15 protein-coding genes and 1 pseudogene are annotated in these 15,413 nt (G+C 68.0%); 7 read left to right on the forward strand and 9 right to left on the reverse strand.

The window, feature by feature from the left end:
• Positions 1 to 70: 70 nt before the first annotated feature.
• Together ACQPYY_RS07605 and ACQPYY_RS07610 are read left to right on the forward strand one after the other, a co-directional pair.
• Positions 71 to 1,033: a helix-turn-helix transcriptional regulator gene (locus ACQPYY_RS07605; RefSeq protein ID WP_433593227.1), complete on the forward strand. Its 963-nt coding sequence runs from the start codon at positions 71 to 73 to the stop codon at positions 1,031 to 1,033.
• Positions 1,034 to 1,091: 58 nt separating this feature from the next.
• The gene (locus ACQPYY_RS07610; protein ID WP_433593228.1) at positions 1,092 to 2,426 is read left to right on the forward strand and encodes an MFS transporter; all 1,335 of its coding nucleotides are present in this window, start codon (positions 1,092 to 1,094) and stop codon (positions 2,424 to 2,426) included.
• A 21-nt stretch (positions 2,427 to 2,447) separates the two neighbouring features.
• On the opposite strand, the gene ACQPYY_RS07615 is transcribed toward ACQPYY_RS07610, so the two are convergent.
• Positions 2,448 to 3,056, reverse strand: a complete 609-nt coding sequence (locus tag ACQPYY_RS07615; RefSeq protein ID WP_433593229.1) for a TetR family transcriptional regulator — start codon at positions 3,054 to 3,056, stop codon at positions 2,448 to 2,450.
• A 223-nt stretch (positions 3,057 to 3,279) separates the two neighbouring features.
• Between ACQPYY_RS07615 and ACQPYY_RS07620 the strand changes: the two genes are divergently transcribed.
• The 3 genes and pseudogenes from ACQPYY_RS07620 to ACQPYY_RS07630 all read left to right on the forward strand — a co-directional run.
• On the forward strand, positions 3,280 to 4,344 hold the full coding sequence (locus ACQPYY_RS07620) for a ferredoxin reductase (RefSeq protein WP_433593230.1): 1,065 nt from the start codon (positions 3,280 to 3,282) through the stop codon (positions 4,342 to 4,344).
• Between the two features lie 11 nt (positions 4,345 to 4,355).
• Complete coding sequence (locus ACQPYY_RS07625) at positions 4,356 to 5,504, forward strand: fatty acid desaturase family protein (protein WP_433593231.1); 1,149 nt, start codon at positions 4,356 to 4,358, stop codon at positions 5,502 to 5,504.
• Positions 5,505 to 5,756: pseudogene (locus tag ACQPYY_RS07630) on the forward strand (hypothetical protein); the annotation flags it as partial.
• A gap of 111 nt (positions 5,757 to 5,867) precedes the next feature.
• Here the strand turns inward: ACQPYY_RS07630 and ACQPYY_RS07635 are convergent.
• Positions 5,868 to 6,473 carry a DUF4254 domain-containing protein gene (locus ACQPYY_RS07635; protein WP_433593232.1) on the reverse strand — a complete coding sequence of 202 codons (606 nt, stop codon included), beginning with the start codon at positions 6,471 to 6,473 and terminating at the stop codon, positions 5,868 to 5,870.
• A gap of 506 nt (positions 6,474 to 6,979) precedes the next feature.
• Here ACQPYY_RS07635 and ACQPYY_RS07640 point away from each other — a divergent pair.
• On the forward strand, positions 6,980 to 7,258 hold the full coding sequence (locus ACQPYY_RS07640; protein ID WP_433593233.1) for a hypothetical protein: 279 nt from the start codon (positions 6,980 to 6,982) through the stop codon (positions 7,256 to 7,258).
• Positions 7,259 to 7,615: 357 nt separating this feature from the next.
• On the opposite strand, the gene ACQPYY_RS07645 is transcribed toward ACQPYY_RS07640, so the two are convergent.
• From ACQPYY_RS07645 to ACQPYY_RS07660, 4 genes are read right to left on the reverse strand one after another with little or no spacing between them, the layout of a single operon-like run.
• A complete protein-coding gene (locus ACQPYY_RS07645; RefSeq protein ID WP_379102144.1) occupies positions 7,616 to 8,176 on the reverse strand; it encodes a GTP-binding protein in 561 nt (186 codons plus the stop codon).
• A 22-nt stretch (positions 8,177 to 8,198) separates the two neighbouring features.
• Positions 8,199 to 8,636: a DUF742 domain-containing protein gene (locus tag ACQPYY_RS07650; protein WP_433593234.1), complete on the reverse strand. Its 438-nt coding sequence runs from the start codon at positions 8,634 to 8,636 to the stop codon at positions 8,199 to 8,201.
• Positions 8,633 to 9,061, reverse strand: coding sequence for a roadblock/LC7 domain-containing protein (locus tag ACQPYY_RS07655; protein ID WP_379101044.1), 429 nt, complete (start codon positions 9,059 to 9,061; stop codon positions 8,633 to 8,635). Before ACQPYY_RS07655 ends, ACQPYY_RS07650 begins: the two co-directional genes overlap by 4 nt.
• Positions 9,062 to 9,072: 11 nt before the next feature.
• Positions 9,073 to 11,856, reverse strand: coding sequence for a nitrate- and nitrite sensing domain-containing protein (locus ACQPYY_RS07660; protein WP_433593235.1), 2,784 nt, complete (start codon positions 11,854 to 11,856; stop codon positions 9,073 to 9,075).
• A gap of 295 nt (positions 11,857 to 12,151) precedes the next feature.
• On the opposite strand from ACQPYY_RS07660, the gene ACQPYY_RS07665 reads away from it, so the two are divergent.
• Positions 12,152 to 12,793, forward strand: coding sequence for a DUF4389 domain-containing protein (locus tag ACQPYY_RS07665; protein WP_433594594.1), 642 nt, complete (start codon positions 12,152 to 12,154; stop codon positions 12,791 to 12,793).
• Here ACQPYY_RS07665 and ACQPYY_RS07670 read toward each other — a convergent pair.
• The 3 genes from ACQPYY_RS07670 to ACQPYY_RS07680 are packed head-to-tail and all read right to left on the reverse strand — an operon-like array spanning position 12,757 to position 15,372.
• The gene (locus ACQPYY_RS07670; protein WP_433593236.1) at positions 12,757 to 13,764 is read right to left on the reverse strand and encodes an ABC transporter ATP-binding protein; all 1,008 of its coding nucleotides are present in this window, start codon (positions 13,762 to 13,764) and stop codon (positions 12,757 to 12,759) included. The genes ACQPYY_RS07665 and ACQPYY_RS07670 overlap by 37 nt on opposite strands.
• Positions 13,761 to 14,576, reverse strand: a complete 816-nt coding sequence (locus ACQPYY_RS07675) for an ABC transporter permease (protein ID WP_433593237.1) — start codon at positions 14,574 to 14,576, stop codon at positions 13,761 to 13,763. Before ACQPYY_RS07675 ends, ACQPYY_RS07670 begins: the two co-directional genes overlap by 4 nt.
• Positions 14,569 to 15,372, reverse strand: a complete 804-nt coding sequence (locus ACQPYY_RS07680; RefSeq protein ID WP_433593238.1) for an ABC transporter permease — start codon at positions 15,370 to 15,372, stop codon at positions 14,569 to 14,571. The genes ACQPYY_RS07675 and ACQPYY_RS07680 overlap by 8 nt, the downstream gene beginning before the upstream one ends.
• Between the last annotated feature and the right edge of the window lie 41 nt (positions 15,373 to 15,413).

A 15,413-nucleotide genomic window follows, 5' to 3' on the forward strand; every position in this document is an offset into this window, starting at 1 on the left:
GACAGGAGTCCGCTTATACGGGTACCGGCAGCACCTGGATACCCCTAGCGAAACCCGCCACCATGGAGGAATGGTGTCAGCAGCGGGATACAACGTCCTCGTCGAGCGGACCGCCGGAGCGGCCACCCGCGCAGGTGATCCGCGGTCGGTGCGCAAGGTCCGGCGCGGCGAGTTGTCGACGTTCCTGAAGTCGCGGCGGGCGCGGATCCGGCCGGAGGATGTGGGGCTGCCGGTGGGTGCGCGGCGGCGCACGCCCGGTTTGCGTCGTGAGGAGGTGGCGCAGCTGGCCGGGGTGGGGATCACCTGGTACACCTGGCTCGAGCAGGGCCGGGACATCAATTGCAGTGTGCAGGTGCTGGATGCGATCGCCCGGGCGTTGTGCCTGGACGGGGCGGAGCACGCGCACCTGTACCGGTTGGCGAATGTGCCGACGGCGCCGGCCATGGTGGTCGAGGAGCCGGTGCCCGAGGAGGTGCAGACGATTCTCGATCACCTGTATCCGCTGCCGGCCACCCTGTTCAGCTCCAAATACGATGTGCTGGCCCACAATGCGGCGTACGCGGCGATGTTTCCACTGTTCGTGATCGGCAACCGCAATGCGCTGCGCAAGGTCTTCCTGGCCGACGAGTGCTGCACCCCGTACCCGGCGGACTCGGAGCCGGATCACCTGGCCCGCATGGTCGGCTACCTGCGGGCCGCGTACGCCCGCAATCTGGGTGACCCGGAATGGACGGAGTTCATCGACGGCATGGTGGCCGACAGCCCGCAATTCGCGGAACTGTGGGCCCGCAACGATGTCGCGCTCCCGATCGGCCGCACCCGGGTCGTCCGCAATCTGGCGGTCGGCATGCTGGATATGTACATGACCAGCATGTCCCTGCCGTCGATCGCGGGCGCCTGGATGCAGGTCTGGACTCCATCCACGCCGGAGGCCTGGGACCAGCTGCACGCCCTGCTCGCCATGACCGCCGAGGAATACCGCCGCCCGTGGGCCGAGCACGTCGAGCAGGTGCACGGCCGCACCCTGGCCTGACCCGCCACCCGGCGTGGATGTCGCACGCGAGTCGCGTTCGGTCGCTTAGTCTGCGCTGATGACCGAGGCGTCGGGAGAAGTCACCGTCGGGCAGGCGACCGGGCGGGGAACCGTACTGGCGTGGGGATTCTGGGACTGGGCGGGCGCGTCGTTCAACGCTGTCATCCTGACCTTCGTGTTCTCGGTGTACCTGACCGACAAAGTGGGTGCGGATCTGCCGGGCGGGATCTCGGCGAGCGCCTGGCTGGGGTGGGCGCTGGGGGCGGCGGGCCTGGTGGTGGCGCTGACCGCGCCGGTGGCGGGCCAGTGGTTCGATGCCACCGCGAGACGCAAACTGGCCCTGGGCTTTCTGACCTCGGTGACGGTGCTGCTGATGGCGGCCATGTTCTTCGTGAAGGACGACTACCACTACCTGTGGGTGGGTCTGGTGCTGCTGGCGGTCGGCTCGGCGTCGTTCGAACTGTCGCATGTCCCGTATTTCGCCATGCTGCGGCAGGTGTCCACGCCCGCGAATGTCGGCCGGGTGTCCGGATTCGGCTGGTCCATGGGCTATTTCGGCGGCATCATCCTGCTGCTGATCAGCTATGTCGGATTCATCGCGGGCAAGGGCGACAATCGTGGCCTGCTCGGCGTCCCGATCGAGGACGGTCTGAACATCCGCTTGGTCGCGGTGCTGGCGGCGGTGTGGTTCGCCGGTTTCGCGGTGCCGCTGTTCCTGTTCGTCCCGGAGGTGCCGCGCACCGGCGCGGATCCCGGTGCGGCGGTGCGCGGCCGGGCGTTCCTGTCCTCGTACCGGGTGCTGTTCCGGGATGTGCGGGAGTTGTGGCGCACCGATCGCCGCACGGTGGGGTTCCTGCTGGCGAGTGCCGTCTTCCGGGATGGTCTGGCGGGCGTGTTCACCTTCGGCGCGATCCTGGCGATGAAGGTGTACGGCATCGCCGATGCCGACGTGCTGCTGTTCGGCATCGCCGCGAATGTGGTTGCGGCGCTGGGCGCGCTGGTCGGCGGCCGGTTCGACGACCGTACCGGCCCGAAGGCGGTGATCGTCGCCTCGCTGCTGGGCATGATCGTGTGCGGCGCGTTCCTGCTGGTGTTGTCGGGTCCGCTGATGTTCTGGATTTTCGGCCTGCTGCTGACCGTATTCGTCGGTCCCGCACAGGCTTCGGCCCGTTCGTTCCTGGCCCGGGTGTCCCCGCCGGGGCGTGAGGGTCAGATGTTCGGTCTCTACGCGACCACGGGTCGCGCTGTATCTTTCCTGGCCCCAACCCTTTTCGGATTCTTCGTGTGGGCTTTCGACGCCGAGCGCGCGGGAATCGTCGGCCTGCTACTGGTGTTGATCGTCGGCCTGATGCTGTTGCTGCCGGTACGCGGGGATGACCTGCACGACAGGTGAATTCGCGGTAACGGTCCGGTCTCAGGGCCGCCAGGCGCCCATGCCGAGCGCGATGAGCCGCACCTGGAGCACGGCGCGGTCGACGGTGCGTGCGCTCTCGCGGGGTTCGGCCATCAGGTAGTCGGCGATCCGGTCGGCGACGGTGGACACGATGAGGTCGGCCGCCAGCTCCAGATCGTCGGGTGACCAGTCGTCGAGGGCTCGCACGCGGGACAGGTCGACGACCAGTTCCCGTTCGATGAGCTGCATTTCGACCGAGATGGCCCCGCGCAAGGGCGCCGAGCCGCCGTGTCGTTCGCGAATCAGGAAGCCCCACAGATCGCGCTTGCCGTCGACCTGTTCGAAAACGAATCGCACGGTCTGGGAGAGCGTCGGATCGGGTGTGCGCCGCATTTCCCGCAGCGCCAGCCGCAATTGCCGCACGCCTTCCTCGACCAGCGTGGTGCCGAGTTCGTCGAGGGAGGCGAAATGCCGGTAGAAGGCGGTGGGCACGATGCCGGCGGAGCGGGCGATCTCACGCAGGGAGAGCGCGGCGAAACCGCGGTCGGCGGCCAGGGCGAGGGTGCCGTCGAGCAGGGCCGCACGGGTGCGTTCCTTGCGCTCGACTCGGGTAGCTGCCTGCTCGCTCATCTCGATGAGCATACATGCGTTCACATTCGTTCCATTCGAGAGATGTCGTGTGGGTCACACGAACTGCCGGTTGAACTGGAGTGGCTTCACCGGGCACACTATCTCAGTGTACAGATGTGCACCGAAACGGCGTCGAAGTCAGCGTGGACGGCGACGCCGGCTCGGACAGCGCGTCGAACGTGGAGAGGCGTCGCTGAGCCCGGCGACGCGACAGGAGGCTCACATGGTCGGACTACTCGACCTGGTGCAGAAGACAATGACCACCCCGCACCCGCTGGATCGCTACCTCGAGCTGGTGCGCCCGACCCTGACCCGGCGCTCGATGCGCGCGGAGATCACCCATGTGCGGCGCAGCGCGGTCGGATCGGTCACCCTCACCCTCAAGCCCGCCCGGCAGTGGACCGGGCACGTGGCGGGGCAATACGTGCAGATCGGCGTCGTGATCGACGGCGTGCGCCACACCCGCTGCTATTCCCCGGTCAATGCCGACGGACGTCGGGACCGGCACATCGAACTCACGGTCAAGGCCCACCCGCAGGGGTTGGTCTCGAACTACCTGCACGACAACGCGATCCCCGGCATGGTGGTGGATCTGGAGCCCGCCGCGGGCGTGTTCCACCTGCCCGCCACCCGCCCGGAGGCGGTCGTGCTGATCAGCGGCGGCAGCGGCATCACCCCGGTGCTGTCCATGCTGCGCACCCTCGCCAACGAGAGCTACCGCGGCCGGATCCTGTTCCTGCATTACAACCGTTCTCCGGAATTCGTCCCGCACCGCGAGGAGCTGGAGGCGATCGCCATGCAGCACGGCAATGTGCGGGTCGAGTTCCGCTACCCGGAGACCCAGCGTCACGCCAATTTCGGCTATGACGAGCTGGAGGCGGTCGCGCCCTGGTTCCCGACCGCGCAGACCTACCTGTGCGGCCCGCCCGGCCTGATGAACGCCGTGCGCACCGTCTACGAGGCCGAACAGCTCGGCCCGCGCCTGCACAGCGAGGAATTCACCCTCACCACCGCGGTCGTCGACCCGTCCGACGCCGAGGGCAAGGTGACCTTCTCCGGCAGCGGCGTGGTCGCCGAGAACACCGGGGAAACCCTGCTCGAACAGGCCGAAGCCGCGGGCTTGAATCCGGAGTTCGGGTGCCGCATGGGCATCTGCTTCTCCTGCACCGCCGTCAAGCGCAGCGGCTGCACCCGCAATGTGCGCACCGGGGAGCTCGACAGCGACCCGGATCAGCCCATCCAGATCTGCATCAACGCCCCTGTCGGGGACGTCGACCTCGCTCTGTGAACGGAGACATCATGGCGATTCTGACCGAAACCCCCGAGGGCCCGCTGGTCCTCAGCGTCGAACAGGTCGAGGAGATCGGCCGCGAACTCGACGCGCTGCGCGCCCGCGTCACCGCCGACCTGGGCGAGCGCGATCGCGACTATATCTACAAGGTGATCAAGGCCCAGCGCGGCCTCGAGATCGCCGGCCGTGGCCTGCTCTACCTGGGCTTCCTGCCTCCGTTCTGGCTGGCGGGCGTGGCCGCGCTGAGTGTGTCGAAGATCCTCGACAATATGGAGATCGGCCACAACGTCATGCACGGCCAGTGGGACTGGATGCGTGAGCCGACCCTGAATTCCCGTGTCTTCGAATGGGATACGGTGTGCCCGGCCGACCAGTGGCGGCACTCGCACAACTACATGCACCACACCTACACCAATATCCACGACATGGACCGCGACATCGGTTACGGCATCCTGCGGATCGACGAGGGTCAGAAGTGGAACCCCTACTACCTGGGGAACCCGGCCTACGCGTTCGCGCTCATGGTGCTGTTCGAGTGGGGCGTGATGCTGCACGACCTCGAGGTCGAGAACATCCTGACCGGCAAGCGCAGCTGGTCGGACGTGAAGGCCCTGCTCAAGGGGCAGAGCCGCAAGGCGGGGCGGCAGGTCCTCAAGGACTACCTGGTGTTCCCGGCGCTGACCGGCCCGCTGTTCCTGTCCACGCTGGCGGCCAATTTCACCGCCAATATCGTGCGCAACCTGTGGACCTTCTCGATCATCTTCTGCGGGCACTTCCCGACCGGCGTACAGACGTTCACCAAGGAGGAGTGCGCCGAGGAGACCCAGGGTGAGTGGTACGTGCGCCAGATGCTGGGCTCGGCCAATATCAAGGGCTCCAAGCTGTTCCATGTGATGTCGGGCAACCTGTCGCACCAGATCGAGCACCACCTGTTCCCGGACATCCCGGCCAACCGCTACCCGGAAATGGCGCCCGAGGTGCGGGCGCTGTGCGAAAAGCACGGCCTGCCGTACAACACCGGCCGCTTCTCCAAGCAGATCGGTTCGGTGTGGGCGAAACTGTTCAAGCTGGCGTTGCCGCCGTTCCTGGTCAAGAATTCAGGGCAGGCCGGTGTTATCGTGATGCGCCGGGGGCAGGCGAGTGAGGTGGGCGTATAGATGATCTCCAAATTCGAGAGCAACAAGGATCTGATCCAGGAATTGACGTCGTCGGGAGCACGGCACGTCGGCAATATCGCGTCGATCATCACCGGCACGGTCGCCGAGGTGACCCGGGAGATCGGTGACTGGATCACCGACGCCATCGAGATGCGCGAAGCCGCGGCCGCCGCCGAGAAGGACGCCGCCGCGCAGCGCACCGCGGATCTGTCCGACGACCTCGACGACGATCTCGACGAGACCCCGGAACCGCCACGGGCGCAGGAGGATTCGGCGACGAAGCCGGTCCACAGCGAGCGCGTGGCACCGTCGGACGTCATCGACGCAGAGGTCGTCGACCCGCGCTGACCTGGAGAGTCTGACCTACCACGTGGGGAGTCGCCGCCGGTGCTGGGCGACCTCCGTGATCAGATCCCGATACCCGTCGGCGAGCTCGGCCAGCCGGTACCACTGCAGGTGGGCCTCGGTGTCCACCCCGCGGTGGGGCCGGTCCTCGCTCACCCGGTGCGCCTTGGCGCGGCGCCGGGCTCGTCCGTCGGTGGCTTTCGGAACGCCGTTGGCCGGGGCCGGAGGCCCACCGTTGCCCAGGGCCTGTTGTGCGGCAACCCATTTCGCGGCCATGCGGTCGATGACGGCGCCGAGGGTCTCGGTGTGCAGGGAGGCCCCGGCGCGGTGCGGGATGTTCACCGCGACCCAGTCGTCGATGCGGGATACCAGCTCGGCGCGGCGGGTGTCGATCCGGTCGATGCGGTAGGCGTTGGCGGCGACATCGTCGGGGGTGGCGTCGCCGGCGTGGGCGGAGTCGAGGGCCCGTTGCCGCCGTTCGTGGCATCGCACCAGCTCGTGGGCCGATTCCAGGACGTCGCGGTCGCGGCGGGCGGTGTCCACCGGTTCTCGGAAGGCGCGCAGGAGCGTGTCCGGCGAGGGGAGTTCGACGCCGAAACCCGCTCCGGTGTAGTCGATTGCCATATTTCCCACCCTCGGCCGGCGCATGCGTGTGGATACGCCAGGGCCGAGGGGGATTCGGGGAGGGGCTCCCCTCGGCTCCGGCGCAGCCCCGCACCCGGAACGCAACAGCCCACCACCAGCGACACGGTGAAGTAACCGGGAAATCCGCGACGATGCGATGAGAAGACTGTCCGATAATGCGGGACATATTCAGGAAAGCGCGATAGTCGGAGGGGCGCAACCATCCGGCGCGTGATCGGCGAAGCTGCCTGAAAATCGTTATACAGCATTACAAGACGGTCACATGGCCGCTGCGGTTGAAGGCTGATCGACACCTGCGCGGGCGGTGTGTGAGACGGCTTCGAGGGTGCTTCGCGGCCGGGGTGAGGTCCTCCGGGGCCGGTTCGGTTACCGAAGCTTATGAATAGCTATCTCTGCGGCGCGCCGGGGGTGCGACGCGCCGAAGTCGGTTAGCCTCGATATTCATGTCCGCCTATGCCTCTTCGCCGGAGCTGCGGTTCGGTTTCATGTTCGCGCTGGAAGACCCGGAGCGAATTGCCGAAGTCGTCCGGAACCTGATCGTTCGCCGAACGGTGTCGGTGTTCCGGCTCGCGCATCTGTCCGACGACAACGGACCGCCCGATCGGTTTGTCGTGAACTGGTCCGCGCTGCCGCAGGTCGCCATCACGACCGCCGCGCCGGAGCCCGACGAATTGCGTTCCAGCGGAACGATGCTGGTCAACGCGTTTCTCGGCGAAGGCGGCGAGATCAGCCTGTACTCGGCGGGAGCCACACCGCCACAGTAGGAACTGGACGGTCCTCTCTCTGTGATGGGTGACACAGGCCGTCTCAGCTACCTCTCAGCGACAGGCAAGGTTCGCCTAAGTCTCCCTCGGCAGTGTGGGTCCCGTCGCCGGCCGGAAATCCCGGACGGCGGCGACAACAGTAGAGAGGCTGAAAAATGATCCCGGTTATCATCAACACTGGTTCCGCTGCTCTGAACGGCGTTCTGGACACCGGCAGCGCCGCCCTGGGTGGTCTGCTGAACACGCTGTGGACGGGTTCGTTCGGCCGTTAATTCGCATTTCCGCGAAGGGTTTTCGGGCAATCGCCCCGGGTGCGTTCGCACCCGGGGCGATTTTTGTTCCGGTCCCGGGTCCGGATCAACCGGCCAGCGCCGGGGCGCGGCGCGACTGCAGGATCTGCTCCAGCAGCGCCACCAGCACCAGCTTCACCGACTCCCGATCGCGGGCGTCGCAGTCCATGAGGTGAATGGCGGGGGACAGGTCCAGCGCCTCGCGGACCTCGCTCAGCTCGAAGCGCGATCCGGACTCGAATCGGTTGACCGCCACCACGAACGGCGTCCCGCGCTGCTCGAAGAAGTCCAGCACCGGGTAGCAGTCCTCGACCCGGCCGGTGTCGACCAGCACGATGCCGCCGAGCGCGCCGTCGAGCAGATCGTCCCAGAGGAATTCGAAGCGCTCCTGGCCGGGCGTGCCGAACAGGTAGAGCACCAGGCTGGCGTCGAGGGTGATGCGCCCGAAGTCGAGCGCGACCGTGGTGGTGGTCTTGCCGGTGGCCAGGCCCGGATCATCCAGTCCCACCGACACTTCGGTCATGGCGGCCTCGGTGGACAGCGGTTCGATCTCGGAGATCGCCCCGATGAAGGTGGTCTTCCCGACCCCGAATCCGCCGCTGGTCACGACCTTCACCGAGGAGGCCAGCGGCAGCGGATCACCGGATATTTCAGAGGTTCCGAACAAGGTCCCGGATCCTTTCCAGAGCAGCGGTGGAGAGTTCGTCGGTGCGGCCCACCGACACGTGTCCGGCCGACACCAGATCACTGACCAGCACCCGCGCCACCCCGATCGGCACCCGCAGGGCCGCACCGATTTCGGCGATGGAATGCGGGCGCTGGCACAGCCGGGCCACCCGTTCGAGTTCGAAGCGCAGCGGTGCGGACAACGCCGCCGGGGTGGCGTGCACCAGGGCCTCGATGCGCAGTCCGTCGACGACGGGGGTGGTGCGCCCGGAGGTGATCATGAAAGGTCGCACCACCGGTTCGTCGGGGTCCATGTCGCCGGACGGGCGGGCGCCGGGCGCGGCCGCGGGCGCACCGGACCAGCCGCTGGGGCGGGTCGGTGCGATCATGCGCGCGTCCGGCAACCTATGCGAATCATTCATCGGCTCAACGATTCTCGCAGTTCACTGATCAGTGCCGGGGTGAGCAGCGCGCCGGCCCGGTCGGCCAGCACCGCCATCTGGTAGCCGACCAGCCCGACGTCGGCGTGGTGGTCGGCGATGACGCCGATGCAGCTGCCGTTGGCCATGGCCGACACGAGCAGGAACCCGCGCCCCATCTCGATCATGACCAGGCGCAGGCCGTCGAAATCGTAACTGCGCGAAGCGCTTCGGCCCAGGCTGGTGAGGCCGGAGACGATGGCGGCCAGCCGGTCGGCGCCATTGCGGTCCAAGCCCTGGGACATGGCCATGAGTAGCCCGTCGGAGGACACCGCCACGGCGTCGCGGACGCCGTCGGTGGTGCGCACGAAATCCGCCAGCAGCCAGTTGAAGGTGTGCGGATCGGTATCGGTGTAATGGGTGGTCACCCGGTGTCCTCCTATGCTCGCGATCCGGGTCGGGGCGGTTCGCCGCCCTGCCCGCGCTGATGTCCGGATCGGAATCCGGCCAATATGCTGCGTATCTCGTCGGGTGAACGGTCCGCGACCGGCGTCGGGGTTGGCCGCCCGGCTGCCGGTTGAGCGCCACCCGGAGTGGCGCCCGTGTGCTCGCGAGTCTTCCGGTTGCGCTTGACGAGACCGTTTCGCGTACGTTGCACCTCCGGGACGGCTCCCGAAACGTCCGGCCCCGCCGCCGGTGAGCCCGGCGAAACCTGGTCCACGGCAGCGGTCTTGGGCGCGCCGGCCGCGGTGCCGACGCCCGCCGCCGCGGCGGGCCTCCCGGCGGCTGCCGACGGCGTGCCAGGATTCTCGGTCGCGGCCGTCGTGCCCGCGGCGCCGGTTGCCTGCGGAACGCCGGGGGTGACAGCCGATCCGGATGCCGTGATCGACGGTGCCGGAACGGGCGGCGGCGCGGTGGAATCGATGGCCGGGCCGGTCGGCGTGGGCCGCGAGACCGCGGGTGTCGGCGCCGCGGCCTGCTGACCCTTGTCCGGCAGCGGAACGAGCTTGATCGTGCTGGGGCGCACCGGCGAACCGTTGCCGCCGGTGGGTTCGCTCGGGGCCGCGGAGCCCATGTCGCCGATGATCTCGGTGAGGGCCGCGAAAGCCGCGGCCGTGTCGTAGACGGGGTCGGTGGCGGCGGGGGCCTGGGGCTCGGCCGCGTCCGCCGGTGTCTCGGCGGGGGCGGCCGGTGTCACCGCGGGCGTGGAGCTGTGGCGGCCGGGCTTGGACTCCGGCATGGTGTCCACCACGGTCGGAAGCTGCGCTCCCGCCGCGTGTTTCGAGTCCCGCGGCGCCGCGGGCCGGTCGGCGTCGGGGTCACCGAGCAGGTCGGTCGGCAGCAGCATGCGGGCCACCACACCGCTGGTCGGCGACACCGTGAGCTCGACCTCGACGCCGAGCCGCCGCGCCAGCCGGCCCACCACGTAGTGCCCGAGGAACCGGGTGGGCGCGACCAGGAAGTCGGCCTCGCCGCGCAGCCGGGCATTGGCGGTGGCGAGCTGGTCGGGCGGCATGCCGACGCCGTGGTCGACGACCGCGATCATGTACCGCGCGCCCAGGCGGCGGCCGTAGATCTCCACCTCGAGGTCGGGCGGGGAGAACGAGAGCCCGTTCTCGATGAGTTCGGCGAGCATGTGCGCGACCTCGCTGACGTGCGCGCCCACGATCGCGGTGTCGTCCACCCGGCGCAGCACCACGCGCCGGTAGTCGTCGACCTCGGACAGTCCGGCCCGGATGACGTCGGTCAGCGGGATGGGCTTGGACCAGCGGCGCGGGCTGGATTCGCCGACCAGCACCAGCAGGCTCTCGGCATTGCGGCGCATGCGGGTGGCCAGGTGGTCGAGTTCGAAGAGGTTGGACAGGGCGTTGGGGTCGAGTTCCTCGCGCTCGAACTCGCTGATCAGGCCGAGCTGGCGGCGCACCAGGTTCTGATTGCGCCGGGCCAGGTTGGCCATGGATTCGGTGGAGTTGCGGCGCAGCCGGGCCTGGGCGGAGGCGAGTTCGTAGGCGGTGGTCTGCACCCGGTCCAGGGCGGTGGCCACGGACGCGATCTCGGCGCCGGCGCTCTCGTCGGCGCGGACCGGTTCGGGTGGTTCCGGGTCGGCGTCGTCGGAGTTCTGCCACGCCTCGATGAGCTGCGGCAGTCGCCGCCCGGCCACCACGTCGGCTTCTTCGGCGAGGTCGGCGAGCGGTCGCACGATGGCGCGCACGGCGGCCACCACCAGCCACACCTGGGCGGCGATGGCGAGCGCGGCGGCCAGCAGGTACAGCGCGAGCACCAGGGCGGCGTCGCGGCGCAGGTCGCTCGCCCGGCCGGTGATCTCGCCGCCGATGCTGCGCTGCACGGTGCGTTCGCCGTCGATGAGCGAGCTCATCTCGCGCCACCAGTCGGCGGGGTTCACCGGTTCGGTGAGGGGTCCGCGGGTGGAGGCGATGGCGATGGCCTCGGCGGTATTGACCCGGATGGACTCGTCGGTCTGCATGGCGGCGTACAGCTTCGACCGCTGTGCCGGGGTGGAGTCGCGCTCGAATCCGGTGATGGCGGCCTGCTTGGCGGCACGGATGTCGAGGAACTTCACGTACTCGCCGGGCCCGAACTCGCCCGCGGCGAAGACGCCCGCGAGGAAGCCGCGTTCCTGGGCGGTGAACTCCTTGACGTCGCCGAGGTCGTGCAGCGATTGCAGGCCCCGCCACAGTTGTGAGTCGGGCGCGTGGTCGAGGCCGGGCCGCGCCTGGTTCAACGCGGCGATGGCATTGGTGTAGAAGGTGAACGACGCGGCGCGGTCGACGCGCCCGGCGTCGACGTCGGAGCGGTTGGCGGTGACGCCGGAGAACTGGGACAGCCCCGAGCGGACCTGATCGGCGCCCGGCGGCTGATCGCTGAGGGTCTGATTCAGTTGCTGCAGTGCGGTATCGGTGGCCAGGCGCTGGTTGCCGATGGCGGGCCGGGCCCCGGCGTCGCCACCCAGCATGCCGTTGGTGAGGCCGCGTTCGCGCTGGATCTCGTGCACCAGGTCCTGGACGTCCAGGGCGAGGCGCACCGCCCGCGCGGTCTCCCCGGTGTCGCGGAAACTGTTGACCTGGTGGGTGATGATGACGGCCAGCAGGGCCAGTACCAGTGCGACGGAGAAGATCAGGATGCGGCGCAAGCGCGCCGCGATGGTGCGCGGCCGGATCAATTCCCGTGGCGGCGTGAGCTTCACGTTACCCGGCGGCAACATTTTCGCCGAACCCACCTTCACTCCGTCTCCCGATTATCAGCTGGCGTGCCGACCCGGGCCGAGCACATAGAGAATAGTCAGCAACGTCGCACACCCGACCGTTGTCCGCAATTCGAACGATGCCGATGTGGTGTGCGGAACTCGGCGTCGCGCGTGCTATTACGAATCTGGTCACAATGTGTGAGAAGCAGATGTGATCTTCGCGTCGCCGGGGAAACAATGGGGTGAACAACGGCTCACCGCTGTTCGCGCGGTGGTCGCCAGGTGTGCGCCGCCCTCGAGAGGAGTGATGGCCATGCAGCCAAGTCCTGTTTATCCGGTTCGTGTACGGGGGGATCTCGATCCCGCGGTCTCCCGCTGGCTGTGGATAGTCAAGTGGATACTTGCTATTCCACACCTGATCGTCCTGCTCTTTCTGAGCATCGCCTATCTCGCGGTCGGTATCGTCGCCTTCTTCGCCATTCTCATTACCGAGCAGTATCCGAGAGCGCTGTTCGATTTCAATGTCGGCGTGCTGCGCTGGAGCTGGCGGGTGCGTTTCTATGCCCTCTCTCAGCTGGGCACCGATAAATACCCACCGTTCAGTTTGGAATCTGACCCGGCATATCCGGCGGACCTGGAGGTCGACTATCCCGAACGGCTCAGCCGCGGGCTGGTCCTGATCAAATGGTGGCTGCTCGCAATTCCGCAATATCTGATCGTGGCGGCGCTGGTGTACGGCGGCCGGAACTCGTTCGGGCCCCTGGCGATTCTCGCGCTGGTCGCCGTGATCGCGCTGCTGTTCACCGGCGTCTACCCGCAGGGCCTGTACGACTTCCTGATGGGTATCAACCGCTGGTCCCTGCGGGTGCGCGCCTACGCCTCGCTCATGACCGACGTCTATCCGCCGTTCCGGCTCGATCAGGGTGCGAGGGAGCCCGACGCCGCGGCCTCGTAGAGCCGCCGCACCACGTCCTCGATATCGGGTTCCTCGATGGACAGGTCGCGGACCTCGGCGCGCGCCGACACGGCCGCGAGCAATTGCGCGGCGGTGGTGGTCTCGGTATCGAAGGCCAGTCGCTGCCGGATGCCCGCGCCCGCGCTGTCGAGCAGTTTCGCCCCGGGCAGGTCGTCGAGGTCCGCGGTCGGCTCGGCGAGATCGACGGTGAGCACGCGCTGCGCGCCGACGGTCGCGCCGAGCCCGGTCAGGGTGCCGTCGTAGATCAGCCGCCCGTGATCGACCACCAGCACCCGCTCGCACAGTCGCTCGATATCGCCCATGTCGTGGGTGGTGAGCAGCAGGGTGGTGCCGCGCTGGGTGCGCTCGTGCCGCAGGAATTCGCGTAATCGCTGCTTGGACAACACATCCAGGCCGATGGTCGGCTCGTCGAGAATGACCAGTTCCGGCGAATGCAGTAGCGCCGCCGCGACTTCCGCGCGCATGCGCTGACCCAGCGACAACTGCCGCACCGGGGTGTCGAGGGTGCCGCCCATATCCAGCTGTGCGATGAGTTCGGCGGTGCGGGCCCGCGCGGCGGCCGGCTCCAGCCGGTGGATGGCCGCCAGGATCGAGAACGATTCGCGCAGCGGCAGATCCCACCACAACTGTGAGCGCTGCCCGAACACCACCCCGACCCGCGAAGCCAGTTCGCGGCGCTGCCGCACCGGGTCCAGGCCGCAGGTCCGCAGCCGTCCGGCCGAGGGCACCAGGATCCCGGTGATCATCTTGATGGTGGTGGACTTGCCCGCGCCGTTCGCGCCGATATAGCCGACCGCCGCGCCGGGCTCCACGCGAAAGCTCATATCGTCCACCGCGGTCAGCACCTCGCGCCGCCGTCGCCAGCGGCCCTCCTTCTTGCTGACCGTGAACGTCCGTGTCAGGCCCTCGATCTCGATGATGGCTCGCTCGCCGGTCAGGGTCGCGCTCATCCGCCGCCTCCTTGGTAGTGCCGGGTCCCGAGCCGCCACAGGAACAGCGCCACCACCCACACCCACGCCGCCGCCACCGGAGCCGCCCACGCCAGCCAGCCCGGCAGCGGCGCGGGCCCGGGCAGTCCGAGCAGTGCGATGGCGGGCAGATAGGAGGTGAAGGCGACCGGAATCAGAAATCCGAACACGAGTTTCATCGGTGTGGGAAACACCGAGGTCGGTTGCATCGAGGCGTAGGAGCCGCCGTAGGTGAAGGAATTCGTCAGCTCCGAACCGTCGATCAGAAAGAACTGCACCCCGGCCGCGCACACGAAAAGCCCTGCGAAGATGGCGATTCCGGAGGCCACGGTAACCGCGAACAGCACCAGGTGCGCCGCCGACCAGTCGATGTCGTTGCGGGTCAGGCCGAACGCGAGCACGGTGGCTGCTACCGCGATGCGCGCCAGCCGCCGCAATTGCACATCACTGGTCATGAGCTGGAGCAGCAGCGGTTGCGGCCGCAGGTAGTACGCGTCGAGGGTGCCCATCCGGATATAGGTGGGCAGCGTGTCGGCGTGCCCGACCACCATGTCGGCGATGGCGAAACAGGTATTGCTCATGCCGAACAGCAGCAGCATGCCGTTCAGATCGAGCCCGCCCAGTTGCCGCACATTGTGGAAGATCACCCACATCTCGGCGAATTCCATCAGCCCGATCAGGAAGGCGCTCAGCACATCCGTGGCGAAGGACAGCGGGTACGCGCGTTGTGCGCGCAGCCGGGATCCGAGGACCGCGCGATAGGGCGCCAGACGTGAGGGGATCGCCTCACCCACCCTGCACCTCCAGCTTGCGGCGTCCGGCCCGCAACAGCAGCTGTCCGAGCGCCACCAGGACCACCAACCAGAAGCATTGCACGGCAAGGATTTCCACCGCAGCCCACCCGGTGGTGCGGCCGGACAGCAGATCGACCGGCCATTGCAGCATGGACGGGAACGGGGTGGAGTAGGCCACGGTGCGCAGCCAGCCCGGGAACAGGTGGACCGGCGCGAACAGTCCGGCCAGGAAGGTCCCGCAGATCATGTGCAGGGACCGCAGTCCGCGCGTCTCGATGAGCCAGAACCCGGCCAGGCTGACCGCGAACATGGACAGGAACGACAGGACCATGGCCAGCAGCAGGCTGATCGCGCCCAGCGCGTACGGGCCGGGTGCGGCCGGGAAGGCGAGTCCGAAGGTGAGCGCCCCGGCCAGGACGCTGGGCAGCCCGCGCGGCAGCAGTGAGAACCCCGCGCGTCCCAGGTATTCCGCGAGGTGCGCGAACTGGATGTCGACGGGTCGCAGGAAGTCGATGGCGACGTCGCCGGTGCGGATGCGTTCCACGATGTCGGGCAGCATCCAGAAGGCGATGGCCCCCAGCAGTCCCTGGGAGAGCCAGATGTAGGCCCCGATGGTGCCGCGGTCGTAGCCGCCGAAGCCGTCGTTCTCGTGGACGGCCGTCATCAGCACGGCCGCGCGGACGAAGCCGAAGACGAGATTGGTGAGCAGGCCCGCCGCCATCGCCAGCCGATAGTGCGATTGTCTGCGAAACCCTGCTTTGACCAGCTGCCAGTAGACCCCCACGTCGCTGCGCACAAGGGTGTGACCCTACGGGTGCGGCCGGTGTCCCGCAACGA

Source organism: Nocardia sp. CA-145437 (assembly GCF_050956485.1).
Lineage (GTDB): Bacteria > Actinomycetota > Actinomycetes > Mycobacteriales > Mycobacteriaceae > Nocardia.

Coding starts and splice junctions, on each gene's coding strand:
- ACQPYY_RS07605 (WP_433593227.1), top strand. CDS start 71: ATGGTGTCAGCAGCGGGATACAACGTCCTCGTCGAGCGGACCGCCGGA.
- ACQPYY_RS07610 (WP_433593228.1), top strand. CDS start 1,092: ATGACCGAGGCGTCGGGAGAAGTCACCGTCGGGCAGGCGACCGGGCGG.
- ACQPYY_RS07615 (WP_433593229.1), bottom strand. CDS start 3,056: ATGAGCGAGCAGGCAGCTACCCGAGTCGAGCGCAAGGAACGCACCCGT.
- ACQPYY_RS07620 (WP_433593230.1), top strand. CDS start 3,280: ATGGTCGGACTACTCGACCTGGTGCAGAAGACAATGACCACCCCGCAC.
- ACQPYY_RS07625 (WP_433593231.1), top strand. CDS start 4,356: ATGGCGATTCTGACCGAAACCCCCGAGGGCCCGCTGGTCCTCAGCGTC.
- ACQPYY_RS07635 (WP_433593232.1), bottom strand. CDS start 6,473: ATGGCAATCGACTACACCGGAGCGGGTTTCGGCGTCGAACTCCCCTCG.
- ACQPYY_RS07640 (WP_433593233.1), top strand. CDS start 6,980: ATGTTCGCGCTGGAAGACCCGGAGCGAATTGCCGAAGTCGTCCGGAAC.
- ACQPYY_RS07650 (WP_433593234.1), bottom strand. CDS start 8,636: ATGAATGATTCGCATAGGTTGCCGGACGCGCGCATGATCGCACCGACC.
- ACQPYY_RS07660 (WP_433593235.1), bottom strand. CDS start 11,856: ATGTTGCCGCCGGGTAACGTGAAGCTCACGCCGCCACGGGAATTGATC.
- ACQPYY_RS07665 (WP_433594594.1), top strand. CDS start 12,152: ATGCAGCCAAGTCCTGTTTATCCGGTTCGTGTACGGGGGGATCTCGAT.
- ACQPYY_RS07670 (WP_433593236.1), bottom strand. CDS start 13,764: ATGAGCGCGACCCTGACCGGCGAGCGAGCCATCATCGAGATCGAGGGC.